The 18,494-nt window shown below is 65.8% G+C and carries 17 protein-coding genes and 1 other RNA gene; 13 read left to right on the top strand and 5 right to left on the bottom strand.

The window, feature by feature from the left end; translation table 11 throughout:
• The first annotated feature begins 4 nt into the window (after positions 1 to 4).
• Positions 5 to 1,006: a DMT family transporter gene (locus tag RH950_RS19875; RefSeq protein WP_350059490.1), complete on the top strand. Its 1,002-nt coding sequence runs from the start codon at positions 5 to 7 to the stop codon at positions 1,004 to 1,006.
• Positions 1,007 to 1,009: 3 nt separating this feature from the next.
• On the opposite strand, the gene RH950_RS19880 is transcribed toward RH950_RS19875, so the two are convergent.
• From RH950_RS19880 to RH950_RS19900, 5 genes are all read right to left on the bottom strand, one after another.
• On the bottom strand, positions 1,010 to 1,996 hold the full coding sequence (locus RH950_RS19880) for an NAD(P)-dependent oxidoreductase (RefSeq protein WP_350059491.1): 987 nt from the start codon (positions 1,994 to 1,996) through the stop codon (positions 1,010 to 1,012).
• Positions 1,996 to 2,736: an HpcH/HpaI aldolase family protein gene (locus RH950_RS19885; RefSeq protein WP_350059492.1), complete on the bottom strand. Its 741-nt coding sequence runs from the start codon at positions 2,734 to 2,736 to the stop codon at positions 1,996 to 1,998. Before RH950_RS19885 ends, RH950_RS19880 begins: the two co-directional genes overlap by 1 nt.
• A 154-nt stretch (positions 2,737 to 2,890) precedes the next feature.
• Positions 2,891 to 3,808 (bottom strand): carbon-nitrogen hydrolase family protein, encoded by a 918-nt coding sequence (locus RH950_RS19890; protein WP_350059493.1) that lies wholly within the window; start codon positions 3,806 to 3,808, stop codon positions 2,891 to 2,893.
• Positions 3,809 to 3,831: 23 nt separating this feature from the next.
• Positions 3,832 to 4,428, bottom strand: a complete 597-nt coding sequence (locus RH950_RS19895) for a GNAT family N-acetyltransferase (protein ID WP_350059494.1) — start codon at positions 4,426 to 4,428, stop codon at positions 3,832 to 3,834.
• Entirely contained in the window at positions 4,425 to 4,850 is a 426-nt protein-coding gene (locus RH950_RS19900; RefSeq protein ID WP_350059495.1) for a ketosteroid isomerase-related protein, read from the bottom strand. The genes RH950_RS19895 and RH950_RS19900 overlap by 4 nt, the downstream gene beginning before the upstream one ends.
• 195 nt (positions 4,851 to 5,045) lie before the next feature.
• On the opposite strand from RH950_RS19900, the gene rnpB reads away from it, so the two are divergent.
• The 12 genes from rnpB to murC all read left to right on the top strand — a co-directional run bounded on the left by rnpB (position 5,046) and on the right by murC (position 18,492).
• Positions 5,046 to 5,436: RNase P RNA component class A (rnpB, locus tag RH950_RS19905), an RNA gene on the top strand.
• Between the two features lie 421 nt (positions 5,437 to 5,857).
• Positions 5,858 to 6,319: a division/cell wall cluster transcriptional repressor MraZ gene (gene mraZ / locus RH950_RS19910; protein WP_350059496.1), complete on the top strand. Its 462-nt coding sequence runs from the start codon at positions 5,858 to 5,860 to the stop codon at positions 6,317 to 6,319.
• A complete protein-coding gene (gene rsmH / locus RH950_RS19915) occupies positions 6,316 to 7,287 on the top strand; it encodes a 16S rRNA (cytosine(1402)-N(4))-methyltransferase RsmH (RefSeq protein WP_350059497.1) in 972 nt (323 codons plus the stop codon). Before mraZ ends, rsmH begins: the two co-directional genes overlap by 4 nt.
• Positions 7,284 to 7,655, top strand: a complete 372-nt coding sequence (ftsL, locus tag RH950_RS19920) for a cell division protein FtsL (protein WP_350059498.1) — start codon at positions 7,284 to 7,286, stop codon at positions 7,653 to 7,655. Before rsmH ends, ftsL begins: the two co-directional genes overlap by 4 nt.
• Positions 7,655 to 9,391 (top strand): peptidoglycan D,D-transpeptidase FtsI family protein, encoded by a 1,737-nt coding sequence (locus RH950_RS19925; RefSeq protein WP_350059499.1) that lies wholly within the window; start codon positions 7,655 to 7,657, stop codon positions 9,389 to 9,391. The genes ftsL and RH950_RS19925 overlap by 1 nt, the downstream gene beginning before the upstream one ends.
• Positions 9,378 to 10,871, top strand: coding sequence for a UDP-N-acetylmuramoyl-L-alanyl-D-glutamate--2,6-diaminopimelate ligase (locus RH950_RS19930; RefSeq protein WP_350059500.1), 1,494 nt, complete (start codon positions 9,378 to 9,380; stop codon positions 10,869 to 10,871). Before RH950_RS19925 ends, RH950_RS19930 begins: the two co-directional genes overlap by 14 nt.
• Positions 10,868 to 12,304, top strand: a complete 1,437-nt coding sequence (locus RH950_RS19935) for a UDP-N-acetylmuramoyl-tripeptide--D-alanyl-D-alanine ligase (RefSeq protein ID WP_350059501.1) — start codon at positions 10,868 to 10,870, stop codon at positions 12,302 to 12,304. The genes RH950_RS19930 and RH950_RS19935 overlap by 4 nt, the downstream gene beginning before the upstream one ends.
• 9 nt (positions 12,305 to 12,313) lie before the next feature.
• Positions 12,314 to 13,402 (top strand): phospho-N-acetylmuramoyl-pentapeptide-transferase, encoded by a 1,089-nt coding sequence (mraY, locus tag RH950_RS19940; RefSeq protein ID WP_350059502.1) that lies wholly within the window; start codon positions 12,314 to 12,316, stop codon positions 13,400 to 13,402.
• A 5-nt stretch (positions 13,403 to 13,407) separates the two neighbouring features.
• Positions 13,408 to 14,796, top strand: a complete 1,389-nt coding sequence (murD, locus tag RH950_RS19945; RefSeq protein WP_350059503.1) for a UDP-N-acetylmuramoyl-L-alanine--D-glutamate ligase — start codon at positions 13,408 to 13,410, stop codon at positions 14,794 to 14,796.
• Positions 14,793 to 15,917, top strand: a complete 1,125-nt coding sequence (locus tag RH950_RS19950; protein WP_350059504.1) for an FtsW/RodA/SpoVE family cell cycle protein — start codon at positions 14,793 to 14,795, stop codon at positions 15,915 to 15,917. Before murD ends, RH950_RS19950 begins: the two co-directional genes overlap by 4 nt.
• Positions 15,914 to 17,050 (top strand): undecaprenyldiphospho-muramoylpentapeptide beta-N-acetylglucosaminyltransferase, encoded by a 1,137-nt coding sequence (murG, locus tag RH950_RS19955; RefSeq protein ID WP_350059505.1) that lies wholly within the window; start codon positions 15,914 to 15,916, stop codon positions 17,048 to 17,050. Before RH950_RS19950 ends, murG begins: the two co-directional genes overlap by 4 nt.
• Complete coding sequence (gene murC, locus RH950_RS19960) at positions 17,047 to 18,492, top strand: UDP-N-acetylmuramate--L-alanine ligase (protein ID WP_350059506.1); 1,446 nt, start codon at positions 17,047 to 17,049, stop codon at positions 18,490 to 18,492. Before murG ends, murC begins: the two co-directional genes overlap by 4 nt.
• Positions 18,493 to 18,494: the final 2 nt, after the last annotated feature.

Here is an 18,494-nt window from a genome sequence, read left to right on the forward strand (position 1 = left end):
CGCCATGACAGATACATCCACGACATCCATCAACCGGCCGACCTACGGGATTGCCCTCATTCTTGTCGGAATGCTGGCGATCTCGATCAATGACATGCTGATCAAGCAGCTGTCGGGCGGATATCCTCTGCACCAGATGGTCTTCACCCGCTCGGCGATCGGCATCATCTTCAGCCTGGTGATCGTCCAGTTCGAAGGCGGCTGGCATATCCTGAAGACGCGGCGGCCGGGCCTGCATGCCCTGCGCGGCCTGCTGGTCGTCATCGCCAATATGTCGTTTTTCGCCGCGCTCGCGGTGTTGCCGCTGGCCGATGCAACCGCGCTCTTCTTTGCCGCGCCCCTGTTCATCACCCTGCTCTCCATCCCGATTCTCGGCGAGAAGGTCGGGCCGTTCCGCCTCGGCGCTGTCCTCGTCGGCTTCATCGGCGTGCTCATCATGCAGCGCCCGTGGGCCAGCAGCGAGGATATCGGTGTCAGCCGGCTCGTGCTTGTCCTGCCACTGATCGCGGCCATGACCTATGCCGGCATGCAGATCATGACCCGCAAGCTCGGCATGAGCAGCAAGCCTTCCGCGCTGGCGGTCTATATCCAAACCATGTTTCTGCTGGTTGCCGGGCTGTTCTGGATCTTCGCGGGGGACGGTCGGTTTGCCGCGGGATCGGACAATGAGAGCCTGATCTTCCTGCTGCGCGCCTGGGTCTGGCCCGAGGGAACCGACTTATGGCTCTTCGTCGGTCTCGGCTTCAATTCCGCCGCGGTCGCCTACTGCCTCTCCGCCGCCTACCGGTCGGCCGACGCCGCAATCATCGCGCCGTTCGAATATACTGGCCTGCTGCTCGCCGTGTTCTGGAGCTGGGCAATCTGGGGCTACCTGCCCGGCATCGAGGTCAATATCGGCATCTTCCTGATCATGGCCGCAGGCCTATTCGTCTTCCTGCGGGAGCGGCAACGCAACCGCCAGATCGCCAGCGATCCGCCGGCCGGGACCGGTGCGACCCGGCGCTAGGCGTCACTGACCGGCGGCGACCGGATGTGCCGGGTTCCGTCCCAGCGACACCTCGACAATCGACCGCAGCGCCGTCCGGGCGATGTCCTCGAAGCATTCATCCGTCCAGCACAGCGCATGTGGCGTGACGATGGTGTTCGTCATGCCGAGAAGCGGGCTGTCCGGTGCGATCGGCTCGACCTCCGTCACGTCGAGCCCGGCGGCGGCGATCTGCCCCGACGTCAGGGCAGCACAGAGTGCTGCCTCGTCATGGATCGGTCCCCGCGCCACATTGATGAAACAGGCCGTCGGCTTCATTTGCTCGAAGGCTGCCGCGTTCATCAGATGGTGTGTCTCGTTATTGAGGGGACAGGCGACGACGACAAAATCCGCCTCTGAAACGAGTTCCTCGAAAGAGCACTTCACCGCGCCCAGACCTGTCAGCAGACCCGCATCGATATAGGGGTCGTAAACCTGCACCTCGCGGAAGAAAGGCCGGGCGAGCGGAATCAGTTCCCGGCCGATGCCACCGGCGCCGATCAGACCGAGGCGCCGCCCGGTAAGGCCGATCCCCATATGCTCGACGCGGTCGTTCCAGCGGCCTTCACGGACAATCCTGTCCTTGGTGAACAGCTTCCCGGAGAGTGCGAAGATCAGCGTGAGCGCCGCCACGGCCACCGGCCGGCGGATCGCGAACGGTGTATTGGTGACCGTGATCCCCTTGGCCGCACAGGCCGCGACATCGACCGTGTCGAAACCCACCCCGTTCCGGGCAATGATCTTCACCCGGCAGTCGTCACGCGCGACCGACGCCGCGGTCACCCGCGGCAGGTTCACGTGCAGGCCGTCATACCGCGCGGCAATATCCGGCGTGATCTCGGAGACGTCTTCGGGGATCCATTCCCATTCGATATCAGGATTGCCCTGCAGTTCCTCGAACGCCGCCTCGTTGAAGGCCGGCTTGCCCGATGCGGTCAGCAGGTCCCGCGTGGTCCCGATCCTGAACGCCATCACGCCCCCTCCACTTCCTGCAGCACGGAACGAACGCCCTGCATCAGCAAGCCCTGATCGGTTCCGACCGCCAGCATGTTGAAGCCATACTCCTTGTACTCCCTCGCGATGGTGCCGCTGGCCGGCATGAAGCCGAGCCCCTTGCCGTGCCGCTTTGCCGCCGCGACCACTTTCTTCACCGCATCGATAAAGACGGGGTTTGCGAACTCCCCCGGAATGCCGAGGAAATTGGCGAGGTCGAAATGGCCGACCCAGAGCACGTCGATGCCATCGACCGCCGCGATCTCGTCGACATTCTGTAAACCGCGTTCCGTCTCGATCTGCGCAATGACCGTGATTTCGGCATTCGCCGCCGCGATCTTGTCCGCCGGATCCCCGCCCGAATAATCGTCATGGGCGAACCCGAAGGCAGCGCCGCGCCGTCCGGCCGGCTGGTAGCGCGTCGCCTCGACGATCAGGCCTGCTTCCCTGGCATTCTCAACCATCGGGATCATCACGCCCTTCATGCCGATATCAAGCGCCCGGGCGAGGAACTGGTATTCCCCGCGCGGAACGCGGCACATCGGGACAATCGGCAGCCCCCGGCAAAACGAGACCTGGTCCTTCAGGGTCTCCAGGCCGATCCCGGTATGCTCCATGTCGTAGAGCACATACTCGCATCCCGCATGCGACAGGATCTGCGCTATTCCGGGGCTGAAAAACTCGAAAATCATGGCGCCGAGTACCGGTTCGCCAGACATGGCTCTCTGCCTGAGTGTCATCATTTCGCTCCCCCTGGCACCGCTTTCGGTCTGGCGTTCCGAGCCTGCATCGTGCGGTGCACGTGATCATGTACAGCAACGCAGCGTGACGCCATTCAAAGCAGGGCTCAACCTGAAGATTGCCGGATTTCAGCTAGCGGGAAGACGCGTCCGGGTCGGAAAGCAGATCGAAGGTCCGGACCGGCGGGATCGGCCAGAGGTCGGCCCCGGGCTGCTCGACCCAGTGCTGATGGTTCAGCACCTGTCCGGCCTGCCGCGCCTGGGCGACCAGGTCGAGATCGATTTCGGCGAAGAGCAGCATGTCCTCGTCGAACCGGCCTTCGGCGACAATGCCTGTTTCCGGAAAGCCGATGTCGGGCGGCCCGTACACGCCGGCGGTTCCCCGGTTGATATCGACCGACGGAGACCAGGGCGCCTTGCCCACGGTCGGGCTGACGATGGCGTAGCACTGGTTCTCCAGCGCCCGCGCCATGGCCCCGACCCGGACCCGGCCATGACCGCGCAATGTGTCGGTACAGCTCGGGATCAGGATCAGTTCGGCTCCGGCTTCCACCATGGTGCGGACCAGCAGCGGGAATTCGCAGTCGTAGCAGATGGCAATGCCCATGCAGCCCAGGTCGGTCTCGAAGACCGCCAGCCCGTCACCGCCGCCGATCGCCCATTCCTCCCGCTCGAACCGGGTCATGATGATCTTGTCCTGATGCCCGTAGCGGCCGTTCGGCGCGAACAGGCGCGCCCGGTTTACGGACAGCTCCCGGCCCGGCACCCGCACCGGCAGGGAGGCGGCAAGGATATGCAGGCCGTGCTTCGCGGCGAGCTCCAGATGCAGGGTATCGACTTTTGGCGCCAGACCGTCCAGCGCAGTGATCTGCCCCTGCAGATCCGCCTCCACCGTCTCGCCGAAGATCGACGCGAGTTCCATCGCGCCATATTCCGGGAACATCAGCAGGGATGCCCCGCCCTCGGCGGCCTCCTTTGTCTTTGCGGCGATGCGCTGCGCGTACTCCTCGAAAGACCCGGGGCGGCCGATACCATGCTGGGCGGACGCCACCGTGAATTTCCGGGTTCCGGTCGTCACAGGTCACGGACCCAGAACTGCATCACCTTCTCGGTCTTCTCGTCCTCGTTAAGGTCCTTCCAGCTGAACCCCGTCGTCAGCCCCTCGATGCGGCGATAGCCGAGCCGCTCCCAGACGGCTTCCACCGGGCGGGCCGCATGGTCCCGGAGCGGGTGATCGGCGGACCGGACGACGCCGCAGAATGTCTCCCAGCGGAAGCCACCGAGGCGCCGTGCATGCGCCCGGCGGCGCTCCAGGAATTCCCGGTACAGGCCACGCCCCCGGTAATCCGGCAGCGTCACCGTTTCCGCGCCGTAGAACATTTCGGCCGGATCGAATCCGTGTTCGCTGAAGGGACCGATCAGTTCCTCATGCTCGGACAGCAGCGGCATTCCGGTAGAAACACCGATAACGTCATCGCCGTCTTTCGCAGCGACGATGATCGCTCCCTCCGCCTCGGCCAGCTTGGTGATGTACCAGTGCTCGAATTCGGCCGTTCCGTCATAGAGATAGGGCCATTCACGGAACACGGCGATGCGCAGGACCGCAACCTGCTCGATCGCTTTCTCGAACCCCGGCTCCCCGGGGGTCAGGACGGAGAGCGCGACACTCATGCCCCGGTCCCGGTCACCTGCGCGATCCAGTCCTGCAGATTGTAATGGGTGGTCACCCGCGTGATCTTGCCGTCCGCGATGTCGAAGAAGGTGCCGGCCGGCAAACAGTAGGTCTGGCCAGTCGCCGGCGGCAGGCCGTCGTCATCGGAGAGATAGGTGCCGTTGACCGTGAATTCCGCGGCGGCCCGGCGCCCGTCGGCGGACGGCATGACCACGATATCGGTCAGCTGCTCCCGGTAGCAGCGCTCCATATGGGCGCAGAATTCCCCGAACAGGGCCTTGCCGGTGCGCCGCCCGCCCTGGTTGACGTCATGCGCAACATCTTCGGACAGACAGGCAAGCATTCCCGGCACATCGCCGGCATTGAAGGCATCGTAATAGCGCTGCACCAGAGCGGCGGCGGACTGACTGTTGTCGGACATGGCGGTGACCTCGGTGTTTCTGAGAACAGTATCGCGGCGATCCGGCTCAAGCTATGCCGTCGTCCGCGGGGTTAATCAATGCCGGCCACTCTAGCAATATGCGGCCCGGCGCAATCCACCGGAACCGACACAATTTCCGCGTCCGCGTCGGCACCGCTTGACCGGCCCCCTCCCCGGCTCTATCTGTTGCGCCGATCAGGCGGTTGGATGGCCGCTGGCGGCGCAAGCCGCTGGAGGAAAGTCCGGGCTCCACGGAGACACGGTGCCGGGTAACGCCCGGCGGGGGCGACCCTAGGGAAAGTGCCACAGAAAGCAAACCGCCTGTCCGCTTCGGCCGGCAGGTAAGGATGAAAGGGTGCGGTAAGAGCGCACCGCGCGGACGGTAACGGACGCGGCACGGTAAACCCCACCGGGAGCAAGACCAAATAGGGATGGCCGGTCGCGCCGCAAGGTGGCGACAGGTGAGTTTTCGCATCGTCATCCGGGTAGGTCGCGCGAGGCGGTCGGTAACGATCGTCCCAGAGGAATGGCCATCCAGACACCTTCGGGTGTTGGACAGAACCCGGCTTACAGACCGCCTGATCCTCTCGTTTTCCTTGCCGCCGCGCCGGCGATGCGAGATTTCGCACAATCCGGGCAAGTCAAAACAAACGAGAACAAAGCACGAACATTAAGATTTTCCGGCTGTTTCAAGTCAGCCGCAGCATGCGCATTAACCAAACCACCACAGCTCATCCGCGAGTTCTGAGGCTTTCTTTCGAATTACCTCGAAAACCTTAGAAAAACCCCGGAGTTGCGCCGTTTTCCCATTTCATTCCCATTGCACTCCACTTTGACCCATGGTATCCCATGTAATCCCATACGGGACCGTACCAGACCCATGCCAACTCCATCACGGCAGGTCCGGCGGACCGGAAGGGGTCGGCGCCTGGCCAATGGAAGGTCGGCGCCTTGCGGGTGAAGCGGCAGTCCAGCGGGTGGGGTGCCGGTCGAGAACGGGGGACGTCGTGGCAGTATTTCTGTCCACATTCGCGAACAAGGTTGACCGGAAGGGACGCGTGTCCGTTCCGGCATCGTTTCGCAGCGTTCTCGAGCGGCAGGCTTCCTCGGGCCTGATCCTGTACCCGTCCTTCAAACATGCCTGCATCGACGGCTGCGGCGACGAGCGCATCCAGGAAATGGTCGACTCCATCGACCGGCTCGACGCCTTCTCCGAAGAAGCCGAAGACCTGCAGACCATCCTGGCCGACGCGCGGCAGCTCACCATCGATGGCGATGGCCGGGTGCTGATGCCCCAGGACCTGCTCGACTATGCGGGCGTCTCCGACACCATCATGTTCGTCGGCCTCGGCAAGAGCTTCCAGCTCTGGCAGCCGGACGCCTACGAGGCGCACCGGACCGAAAAGCGCCAGCGGGCCCGCGACCGGGGCATCACCCTGCCCATGGTCGGACGCGGGAGAGACACGTGAGTGGCGCGGTCCATATCCCGGTCCTGCGCGACGAGGTCGTCGGCGCCCTCAATATCGCCTCCGGCAAGACTTTCCTCGACGGCACCTTCGGCGCCGGCGGCTACACGACCGCGATCCTCGATGCGGCGGACTGCCGTGTCGTGGCCATCGACCGCGATCCGGATGCCATCAAGCGCGGCGCTCCGCTGAAGGAGCGCTACGGCGATCGCCTGATGCTGATCGAAGGCCGGTTCGGCGACATGGACAGTCTGGTCCGCGCAGCCGGCATCGAGACGGTCGACGGCGTGACCCTCGATATCGGCGTCTCCTCGCCGCAGATCGACGATGCCGGGCGCGGCTTCTCCTTCCGCGAGGACGGGCCGCTCGACATGCGGATGGAACAGTCCGGCCCGAGCGCGGCCGACGTGGTGAACAACGAGAGCGAAGAGAATCTCGCGAACCTGATCTACCGACTTGGCGAAGAGCGGCTTTCCCGCCGCGTCGCCAAAGCCATCGTCCTGGCACGGACTGGCAGCGCCATCCTGCGGACGTCCCAGCTTGCTGAGATCGTCCGCGGGGTGGTGCCGCGCACCCGCGTCAAGGGCCGGGAAGGCATCGATCCCGCCACCCGGACCTTCCAGGCATTGCGCATCCATGTGAACGACGAGCTCGGCGAGCTCGACCGCGGCCTCGAGGCCGCCGAACGCCTGTTGCATCCGGGCGGACGCCTTGCCGTTGTCTCGTTCCACAGCCTGGAAGACCGCCGGGTCAAGACCTTCATCCGGACCCGCGCCGGCAAGACCGCGCGGCCGTCCCGGCATGTCCCGGAAACCGGCCAGACCGGCCCCGCACCGACATTCCTTGAGATCACCCGCAAGCCGATCGGCCCCGGCGAAGAGGAAGAGAGACGCAACCCGCGCTCCCGTTCCGCCCGCCTGCGCGTCGCCGAGCGTACCGATGCACCGGCCTGGGACCGGCAGGCGGCATGATGCGGCGCTCCATGACCCTCTGGCTGCTGCTCGCCACCTGCGCCGGCATCATGCTCTTCCTGGTCAAGCACGAAGTGCAGGACCGCGAGGACCGGCTGAACGCGCTGCACCGTGAAATCCTGGCCGACCAGGAAGCCATCCAGGTGCTGAACGCGGAATGGAGCTACCTGAACCGGCCGGACCGGCTGGAACACCTGATCCGCACATTCAGCGAACGGCCGCGGGCCCGGCACCTGCAGATGACCTCGCTCGACATGCTGCCGCAGCTGCTGGACGAACCGGGCGCGCTGTCCGACGCCAGCGCCGGCGATACCGGCATCATCCTGCCGATGGTCCGGCCGATCTCGATCAAAGCGGGGGCGCAGTGATGACCCATACACGGCTCGACTCAAGCGATATTCCGGCCCCGGAAAAGACCCTCAGGCTCGAGGGCAACGGCAAGCAGGCCCTTGAACAGGGCCGCACCCGCCTGCTCATCGCCGGCTCCGTCTTCGCCCTGGCCTTTTCCGTGATCGCCGCGCGGGTGATCGACGTCTCCGTCTTCGAGCGGGCCGAAGAGCCCCGCCTGGCCGAAGAGCGCGGCACCCTGACCCACAAGACCGGACGGGCCGACATCGTCGACCGCAACGGCATGCTGCTGGCGACCACACTGAATGTGCCGTCGCTCTATGCCGACCCGAAATACATCATGGACCCGGTCGAGTCAGCGCAGGAACTCCGCACCGTGCTGCCGGATCTGGACCAGGCCGATCTGGTCGCCAAGTTCTCCGACGACAAGCGCTTCACCTGGATCAAGCGCAACCTGACCCCGCGCCAGCAATATGCGGTCAACAAGCTCGGCATCCCCGGGCTGTATTTCCAGAACGAGTCGAAGCGGATCTATCCGCAGGGCCGGCTGACCGCCCATATCGTCGGCCGCGCCGGTTTCGACGATGTCGGCCTGTCCGGCATCGAGAAAAGCTTCGACTCCATGCTGCGCGACGGCTCCGATCCGCTGCGCCTGTCGATCGACGTCCGGATCCAGCACATCCTGCGCGAGGAACTGCAGACCCAGATCGACGCCTTCGACGGCATCGGCGCCGCCGGCATCGTCATGGACGTGAACACCTCCGAGATCGTCGCCATGGTCTCGCTGCCGGATTTCGACCCGAACCGCCGGGACAAGGTCTCAGACGACGCTGTGTTCAACCGGGCCACGCTCGGCGTCTACGAGATGGGCTCGACCTTCAAGATCTTTAACACCGCCATGGCGCTCGATTACGGCACCACGACGATGCATAACGGCTACGACGCCAGCAAGCCGATCCGGATCGCCCGCTTCACCATCAATGACGACCATGCCAAGAACCGCTGGCTGTCGGTGCCGGAAATCTTCATGTATTCGTCGAATATCGGCTCCGTGAAAATGGCGCTGGATGTCGGCGGCGAGCGGCAAAAGGACTTCATGCGGAAGCTCGGTTTCCTCGAAGCCTCCGCGATCGAGCTGCCGGAACGCGGCCGGCCTCTGTCGCCGAGCCCCTGGCGCCCGATCAACACCATGACGATCTCCTTCGGGCACGGCATCGCGGTCAGCCCTGTCCAGCTGGCGAACGGCGTCTCCAGTATCGTCAATGGCGGTGTCCGCCATCCGGCGACGCTGCTGCAGCGGGACAGCACGGAGCTGCTGGTCGGCGAACGGGTGATCTCGGAGAAGACCTCCCGGGCCATGCGCCGCCTGCTCCGGCTGGTGGTCGAAAAAGGCACCGGGCGGAACGCCAACGCCAAGGGCTATCTGGTCGGCGGCAAGACCGGCACGGCGGAGAAGCCCGGCCGGCGCGGCGGCTATCAGCGCAAGGCCCTGCTGTCCTCCTTCGTCGCCGCCTTCCCGGTGAATGACCCGCGCTATGTCGTCCTCGCCATGGTGGACGAGCCGAAAGGCAACAAGAGCTCCTTCGGCTATGCCACCGGCGGCTGGGTCGCGGCTCCGGCGGTGAAACGCGTCATAGAGCGCGCCGCCTCGTTCCTGAATGTGACGCCCGTGGACGAAGAGGCGCCCGAAATTCGCCGCGCTTTGGTGGTGAAGATCCCTCAACCCAAGGGGAAAAAGGCACTTGCGTCTTTCTGAGCTGATAAACGGCGACCTGATCCGCCACGACCCACGCACCGCCGCACTTCTGGCGTCGGGCGCGCTGGAGCGTGACGTCTCGGGGCTGACCGCAGACAGCCGCCAGGTCCAGCCCGGCTATCTGTTCGCCGCGCTGTCCGGCAACACGCTCGATGGACGCAAGTTCATCGGCGATGCCGTGCGTCGCGGTGCGGTCGCCGTGCTGGCGGAAGACGGCACCGAAGCCGATGCGGACGACATTGCCCTGATCGCCGACGACAATCCGCGCCGCCGCCTGGCGCTGATGGCCGCCCGGTTCTATGGCAGGCAGCCGAGCGTTGTTGCGGCAATCACCGGAACCAGCGGCAAGACCTCGACAGCCGAGTTCACCCGCCGGATCTGGGCCGCACTCGGAGAGAGGAGCGCCAGTCTCGGCACTCTCGGCATCACCACCGATGACGGCACGGACGGCCCCGGCCTGACCACGCCGGACCCGGTGCAGCTGCATGCAGCCCTCGCCGACCTCGCGGATCGCGGTATTGATCACCTGGCCATGGAAGCCTCCAGCCACGGGCTCGACCAGTTCCGCCTCGACGGCGTGAAGATCGGCATTGCGGCCTTCCTCAATCTCAGCCACGAGCATCTCGACTACCACAAGGACATGGCCTCCTACCTGAAGGCAAAAGCCGCTCTGTTCGAGCGGGTGCTGCAGGCGGACGGCACGGTCATCCTGAATGCGGATGCGCCGGAAAGCGCCGACATAGCGGCCATAGCGACCAGACGCGGGCTCCGGACCCTCTGCTTCGGCACCGCACCGGATGCCAATCTCCGGCTGATTCGCCGGGAGCCGACCTCCACCGGCCAGCACCTGACCATTGCCTTTGCCGACCAGGAGCGCACGGTCGAGCTGCCGCTGATCGGTGCCTTCCAGGCCATGAACGCATTGGCCGCAAGCGCGATCGTCATCGCCTCCGGTGTCGATGCCACGAAGGTCTTCGACAGCCTGCCCGCCCTCGCTGGTGTGCGCGGCCGCCTGGAACTCGCGGTCCGGCACCCGAACGGCGCACCGATCTTCGTCGATTACGCCCACAAGGCCGAGGCGCTGGAAACCGTGCTGACGGCAGTCCGCCCCCATGTCGCCGGTGCCTTGCACGTGGTGTTCGGCTGCGGCGGCGACCGGGACACAGGCAAGCGCCCGATCATGGGCCGGATCGCCTCCGACCTTGCCGATCATGTCTATGTGACGGACGACAATCCGCGGACGGAAGACCCGAAAGAGATCCGGGCCCAGATCATGGCCGCCTGCCCCGGCGCCATGGAAATCGGCGACCGGGCAACGGCCATTTCAACCGCCATCAAGGCCCTGCAACCCGGCGATGCCCTGATCATTGCCGGCAAGGGCCACGAAACCTATCAGATCGTCGGAACCGAAACCCGGTCCTTCGACGACAGAGACGCCGCGCGCGCCGTCGTATCAGCTCTCCTGGGGGAAGTTCGATGACCGCTCCGCTTTGGACATCGGACGAGCTGGTCAAGGCGACGCGCGGCACCCTTCACGGGCCCGCCTTCGAGATCACGGACCTGGTCATCGACAGCCGCAAGGTCACACCGGGCTGCCTGTTCGTCGCCCTGCCGGGCGAACGGGTGGACGGCCATGATTATGTCGGCGCCGCGCTTGACGCCGGTGCGGCGGCAGCGCTGGTCAGCCGCATTCCGAACAGGCTGGACGGCAATGCCTCCCTGCTCGCGGTCGAAGACGTTCTGGGCGGCCTCACCGATATCGCCGTGGCCTCCCGGGCGCGCTCTTCCGCAACCGTGCTGGCCGTGACCGGCAGCGTCGGCAAGACAGGCACCAAGGATTCCCTGGCGGCCGCGCTTGCCGTTTTCGGTTCGGTCCATGCCAGCGCCGGCAACCTGAACAATCATATCGGCGCCCCGCTCAGCCTTTCACGGCTGCCGAAGGACGCGGACTACGCCGTGCTTGAGCTTGGCATGAACCATCTCGGCGAGATTTCCGCCCTGACCCGGCTGGTCCGGCCCGACCTCGCCATCATCACCAATGTCGAGGAAACCCATATCGGGCATTTCCGGGACCTCGAGCAGATCGCCGAAGCCAAGAGCGAAATCTTCGAAGGCCTGGAAAAAGACCGCGGGCTCGCTGTGCTGAACCGGGACAACGCGAACTTCGATTTCTGCGCCGACCGGGCCGAAGCCGCGGGCGCCCGGATCGTCACGTTCGGTCGCAGCGAGGATGCGGATGTCCGGCTGATCGGCGCCGACTGCGGTCCTGACGGCTCCAATATCGTGGTCCGGGTGGACGGCAGGCAACTGGTCTACCGGATCGATGGCATCGGCCCGCACTGGGCCTTCAATTCGGTCGGTGTGCTGGCCTGCATTCAGGCGCTGGGGCTCGACCTCGACAAGGCCGCAAAGGCGATCCGGGACGTTACGGCTAAGGCCGGACGCGGCCGGCAAGAGAACGTCGCCTTCGGTGACCTCGGCCTGCTGCTGATCGACGAAAGCTACAATGCCAGCCCGGCTTCCGTCGCCGCCGCCCTCGAAGTGCTCTCGATGACCAAGCCGAAAGGCCTGGGCCGCCGTGTCGCCGTGCTCGGCGACATGCTGGAGCTTGGAGAGCGATCGGAAATCCTGCATCTGAACCTGCTGGCAAAAATCTGCGGCTCCGCCGATCTCGTCTTCACCGTCGGTCCGATGATGGAGCAGGTGGGGCGCAACCTGCCGCCGGTGCTGTTCGGTGGCCATGGCGCCACAGCGAACGACGTTGCCGCGCAGGTCACCGCCCAGCTTTCCGACGGCGACGTCGTCCTCGTGAAGGGATCCCTCGGCATGGCCATGGCGCCGATCGTCGGTGCCATCCGCGATCTCGCCGAGTCAAACCGGATATCGCCGCCCAGCGCGGCTCACGGAGGCTAGAGGCGCACCATGCTGTACAACCTGCTCGTCCCTCTCTCCGACGACTATCAGATCTTCAACTTGTTCCGGTATCTCACCTTCCGGACCGGCGGCGCCATCATGACCGCGCTCCTCATCGGCTTCGTGCTCGGCCCCCGGCTGATCAACTGGCTGCGCAGCAAGCAGCGCGAGGGGCAGCCGATCCGCGAGGACGGGCCGGAAAGCCACCTGCTGACGAAGAAGGGCACGCCGACCATGGGCGGCCTGCTGATCCTGATCGCGCTGTCGGTCTCCACCCTGCTCTGGGCCGACCTCAGCAACGGGTTCATCTGGGCGGTTCTGGTGGTCACCGGCGGCTTCGGCCTGCTCGGTTTCGCCGACGATTACCTGAAGCTGACCAAGCGCAACACCAAGGGCCTGCCCGGCAGGATCAAGCTGCTCGGCCAGATCGTGATTTCCGTAGTCGCCGTTCTGATGATCCAGGACAGCATGCCGGCCAGCCTGGCCAATGGCCTCGCCGTGCCTTTCTTCAAGGATGTGCTGATCGATCTCGGCTGGTTCTTCGCGCCCTTCGCCATCTTCGTCATGGTCGGCGCCTCCAACTCGGTGAACCTGACCGACGGGCTCGACGGGCTGGCCATTGTCCCGGTGATGATCGCCTGCCTGTGCTTCGCGCTGATCGCCTATCTGACCGGCAACGCGGTGTTCGCCAACTACCTGCAGATCAACCATGTCCCCGGCACCGGCGAGCTTGCCGTGTTCTGCGGCGCCCTGCTCGGCGCCGGGCTCGGCTTTCTCTGGTTCAACGCCCCGCCGGCCATGGTCTTCATGGGCGATACCGGCTCGCTGTCCCTCGGCGGCGCCCTCGGCACCATCTCCATCGTCACCAAGCACGAGCTGGTGCTCGCCATCATCGGCGGCCTGTTCGTGCTGGAAACCGCGTCGGTGATTGTCCAGGTCGCCTCCTTCAAGCTGACCGGCAAGCGCGTCTTCCGCATGGCCCCGCTGCACCATCACTTCGAAAAGAAGGGCTGGGCGGAGCCGACCATCGTCATCCGGTTCTGGATCATCGCCGTCATCCTGGCGCTGATCGGCCTGTCCACCCTGAAGCTGAGGTAGGAGCGATGATCGTCTGCCGCAGCAAATCCGGAAAACGCCTGTTCGTCATGGGGCTCGGCCTCAGCGGGCTGGCCACGGTCGCCGCGCTTGTCGCCGGCGGCGCGATCGTCATTGCCTGGGACGACAGGGAAGAAAGACGGACAGAGGCGGCACGGATCGGCGCAACAATCGAGAACCCGGAACAGGCGGACTGGAAGAGCATCGACGCGCTCGTCCTCAGCCCCGGCATCCCGCATACCCACCCGGCGCCGCATCCGGCTGCCGCATATGCCAAGGCGGCGGGCGTCGCCATCATCGGCGATGTCGAGCTGCTGCTGGCGGAATGCCCGGACGCCAAAATCGTCGCCATCACCGGCACCAACGGCAAATCCACCACCACGGCGCTGATCGGCCATATCTTCGCCACCGCCGGCAAGCGCGCGGAAGTCGGCGGCAATCTCGGCACCCCGGTTCTGTCCTTCGCGCCGCTCGGCGCCGACGGCACCTATATTCTCGAGCTCAGCTCCTACCAGCTCGAGCTGACGCCGTCGCTGGCGCCGGATATCGCCATCCTGCTGAACATCTCGCCGGACCATCTGGGCCGGCATGGCGGCCTGGCGGGCTATATCGCGGCGAAAACCCGGATCTTCGCCAGTCAGGGCACTGGCGATACCGCCATCATCGGGATCGACGACCGCGAGTCCTTCGCCATTGCAAAGCGGCTCGACGGTCAGGCGCCGACGCTGATCCGGATCTCCGGGACCGACAATCGTCTGGCCGATCTCCGGGTCGCCGGGTCGGTCCTGACCGCGAACGACGAGCCGCTCCTCGATCTCTCGGGCGCGAAGACCCTGCCGGGCACGCATAATCAGCAGAACGCCGCCGCTGCCTTTGCCGCAGCCCGTGCCGCCGGGATCCCCGAACATGCGATCGCCCGCGCCATCGACAGCTTTCCGGGGCTTGCCCACCGCCAGGAGCTGGTCGCCGAGTGCGACGGCATCCGCTACGTGAATGACAGCAAGGCCACCAATGCCGACGCAGCGGAACGGGCGCTCGGCTGCTACCAGCCGATCTACTGGATCGCCGGCGGCCAGGCCAAGGAAGGCGGAATCGCGCCTCTGGCCCCCTATTTCCCGCGCATCCGGCATGCTTTCCTGATCGGGGAAGCGGCTGGCACTTTCGGCGCGACGCTGGACGGCGCGGTGCCGCATACCGAATGCGGCACCCTCGACAAGGCCGTCACCGCCGCGCATCTGATGGCCCGCCGGGAACATCTGGCCGACGCCACCCTGCTGCTGTCTCCCGCCGCCGCCTCATGGGACCAGTTCGAGAGTTTCGAGCAGCGCGGCGACCGGTTCCGCGCCCAGGTGCTGCAGCTGACCGCCGGTTCCTGCGGCGGGGAGGTCAGGCCATGAGCTCGATCGCCCGCACCGACACGAGCATCCTCGGCCGCTGGTGGTGGACCGTGGACCGCTGGACCTCCGGCGCCCTGCTGCTGATCATCCTGTTCGGCGCCCTGATGATTTTCGCCGCCAGCCCGGCCGTGGCCGAGCGCATCGGGCTCGACAGCTACCATTTTGTCCGCCGCCAGCTGATGCTGCTGCCGGTCGCTGCCGTCATCCTTTTCGCCTGCTCGCTGATGACCCCGCTGCAGGTCCGCCGGATTGCCGTGGTCGGCTTCATCGGCTGCCTCGGCCTGCTCGTCCTGACCCTGATGGTCGGCCCGGAGATCAAGGGCGCCCGGCGCTGGCTGCCGCTCGGCGGCTTCTCGCTGCAGACCTCGGAATTCATGAAGCCCTGCTTCGCCGTGGTGGCCGCCTGGATGTTCTCCGAATGGCGCAAGGATAACGGCTTTCCGGGACAGTGGATCGCCATCGCCCTCTATGGCCTCGTCGTCTCCCTCTTGCTGCTGCAGCCGGATCTCGGCCAGACCGTGGTGGTCTCGCTGGTCTGGTTCGGCCAGTTCTTCCTGGCCGGCCTGCCGATGATGCTGGTCGGCGGCATCATGCTGTGCGGCGTCGGCGGACTGGTCGCCGCCTATTTCCTGTTCCCGCACGTGAACGACCGGATCAACCGCTTCCTCGATCCGGCCGCCGGCGACAGCTACCAGGTGGACCGGTCGCTGGAAGCCTTCCGCAGCGGCGGCCTGTTCGGCACCGGTCCGGGCGAGGGCCAGGTGAAGGCCTACCTGCCGGACGCCCATGCCGATTTCGTCTTCTCCGTCACCGGCGAGGAATTCGGCGCCATCGTCTGCATCCTGCTCATCGCCCTGTTCGGTTTCGTGGTGCTGCGCGGCTTCGCCCGGCTGTTCGCCGAGCAGAGCCTGTTCGTGCTGCTGGCCGGCGCCGGCCTGCTCGCCCAGTTCGGCCTGCAGGCGCTGATCCACATGGCCTCCGCCCTGCAGCTCATGCCGGCCAAGGGCATGACCCTGCCCTTCATCAGCTATGGCGGCTCCTCCCTGCTGGCGCTGGCCCTCGGCATGGGACTGACGCTGGCCCTGACCCGCAGCCGTGCGGGCCGGATGGAGGCGCTATGAAAGCCAAGACCGTCATCCTCGCCGCCGGCGGCACCGGCGGGCACATCTTCCCGGCCCTCTCCCTCGGCGAAGCCCTGCTGCGCCGCGGCATCTCCGTCGCGCTTGTCACCGATGACCGCGGCGGCCGGTTCGAGGGCGTGAACCCGGACATCGCCGTGCGCCGCATCCGCGCCGCCAGCCCGAGCAGGGGCGGCATGGCCGGCAAGGCGAAGGCGATCGTCGAGCTTGGTTTCGGTGCGCTGCAGTCGGCGCTGCACCTGAAAAGCCTGAACGCGGCGATCGCGGTCGGCTTCGGCGGCTATCCCTCGGTCCCGACCGTGCGGGCCGCCGCCTTCCTCGGCCTGCCGGTGGTGCTGCATGAACAGAACGCCGTGCTTGGCCGGGCCAACCGGTTCCTGGCCCCGCATGCCCACAAGATCGCCACCTCCTTCCGCGAGATGACCAATCTCTCGGAAGGCGAGACGGCGAAGTGCCACTTCACCGGCAACCCGGTCCGCCCGGCCGTGCTCGCCCTGCGCGGCGAGAAAGCGGAGACGGGCGACGGCCATCTCAATCTGCTGGTCTTCGGCGGCAGCCAGGGCGCGACCGTGTTCTCCACTGTTGTGCCGGAAGCCATTGCCGGCCTGCCGGCGGACATGCTGCCGCGCCTGCGCATCACCCAGCAGAGCCGGGCCGAGGATGTCGACCGGGTCAAGGCACGCTACAGCGCCCTCGGCGTTGCCGCTGATGTGCGCCCGTTCTTCGACGACCTGCCGGACCGCATGGCCTCGGCTGATCTGGTAATTGCCCGCTCCGGCGCCTCGACCATCGCCGAGTTGAACGCCATCGGCCGCCCGGCGATCCTGGTGCCCTATCCGAGTGCCTCCGACGACCATCAGACCGCCAATGCCCTTGCCTGTCAGGCGACGGGTGCGGCCTGGATGATGCCGGAGCCAGATGAGTTCATCGCCGAGAAACTGGCGGGCTCCCTGCTTGGCCTGCTGAAAGCACCCGACCGGCTGCATCGCGCCGCGGACGCCGCGCGTGCCGCCGGCACGCCCGACGCCGCCGACCAGCTCGCCGACCTCGTCATCGCCACCGCGCCGGCGCTCTCCGCCGCGACCGCCTCTGTCCAGCAAGGAAGTGCCGCATGAGAGAGATGCCGCTCAACATTGGCACCATCCACTTCACCGGTATCGGCGGCATCGGCATGTCCGGTATTGCCGAAGTGCTGCACAATCTCGGCTATTCGGTGCAGGGCAGTGACCTGTCCGAGAACCCAAATGTCAGCCGCCTTAAGAAGCTCGGCATCACGGTGTTCGTGGGCCAGCAGGCCTCCAATATCGACGACGCCTCAATCCTCGTAATCTCCACCGCCATCAAGCCGGACAATCCCGAGCTGCTGGCCGCGCGCGAACGCATGCTCCCCGTCGTCCACCGCTCCGAGATGCTGGGCGAGCTGATGCGGCTGAAATGGTCCATCGCCTGCGCCGGAACCCACGGCAAGACCACGACCACCTCCCTGGTCGCCGCCATGCTGGACGGCGCCGGGATGGACCCGACCGTAATCAATGGCGGCATCATCAACGCCTACGGCACCAATGCCCGGCTCGGCTCCGGCGACTGGATGGTTGTCGAGGCGGACGAAAGCGACGGCAGCTTCAACCGGCTGCCGGCGACCATCGCCGTGGTCACCAACATCGATCCCGAGCATCTCGATTTCCATGGCGATTTCGACAAGCTGCAGGAAGCCTTCCGGGCCTTCGTCGCGAACATTCCGTTCTACGGCTTCGCCACCATGTGCATCGACCATCCGACGGTGCAGAAGCTGATCCCACGGGTCTCCGACCGCCGCATCATCACCTACGGGTTTTCGCCGCAGGCCGATATCCGCGCCAGCAATCTGGAGATCACCAGCTCCGGCGCGAAATTCGACGTCATCATCGCCGACCGTGCGCATGACAGCGAGCGGGTTCTGGAAGGCATCGCCCTGCCGATGTACGGCCAGCACAATGTCTCCAACGCGCTCGCCGCCATTTCCATCGCCCTTGAGATGGACATGAGCGACGAGCAGATCCGCACATCGCTCGCCGGGTTCAGCGGCGTCAAGCGGCGCTTCACCAAGACCGGCGAGGCCGGCGGCATCACCGTGATCGACGATTACGGCCACCACCCGGTCGAGATCAGCGCCGTGCTCTCCGCCGCCCGCTCCGCCTGCCCGGATGGCCGGGTCTACGCCGTGGTTCAGCCGCACCGCTATTCCCGCCTGCACGATCTGTTCGAGGATTTCTGCGCCTGCTTCAATGACGCGGACGGCGTCATCGTCGCGGACATCTATGCCGCCGGTGAAGAGCCTATCGAGGGCGCCGACCGGGACAGCTTGGTCGCCGGTCTGCGTGCCCGCGGTCATCGGCATGTCTACCCGCTGCAAGCCCCCGAGGAACTCGCCGGACGGATCGCCGAACTGGCCGAACCCGGAGATCTGGTGGTTTGCCTCGGCGCCGGAAACATCACCAACTGGGCACAGGCGCTGCCTGGCCAGCTCGAACACGTCATCGGCGGCAGCACCGACGCTGCCGGGAAGGACGGGCAATGATC

This window comes from Nisaea sp., from assembly GCF_040217065.1.
In the GTDB taxonomy this organism is placed as follows: domain Bacteria; phylum Pseudomonadota; class Alphaproteobacteria; order Thalassobaculales; family Thalassobaculaceae; genus Nisaea.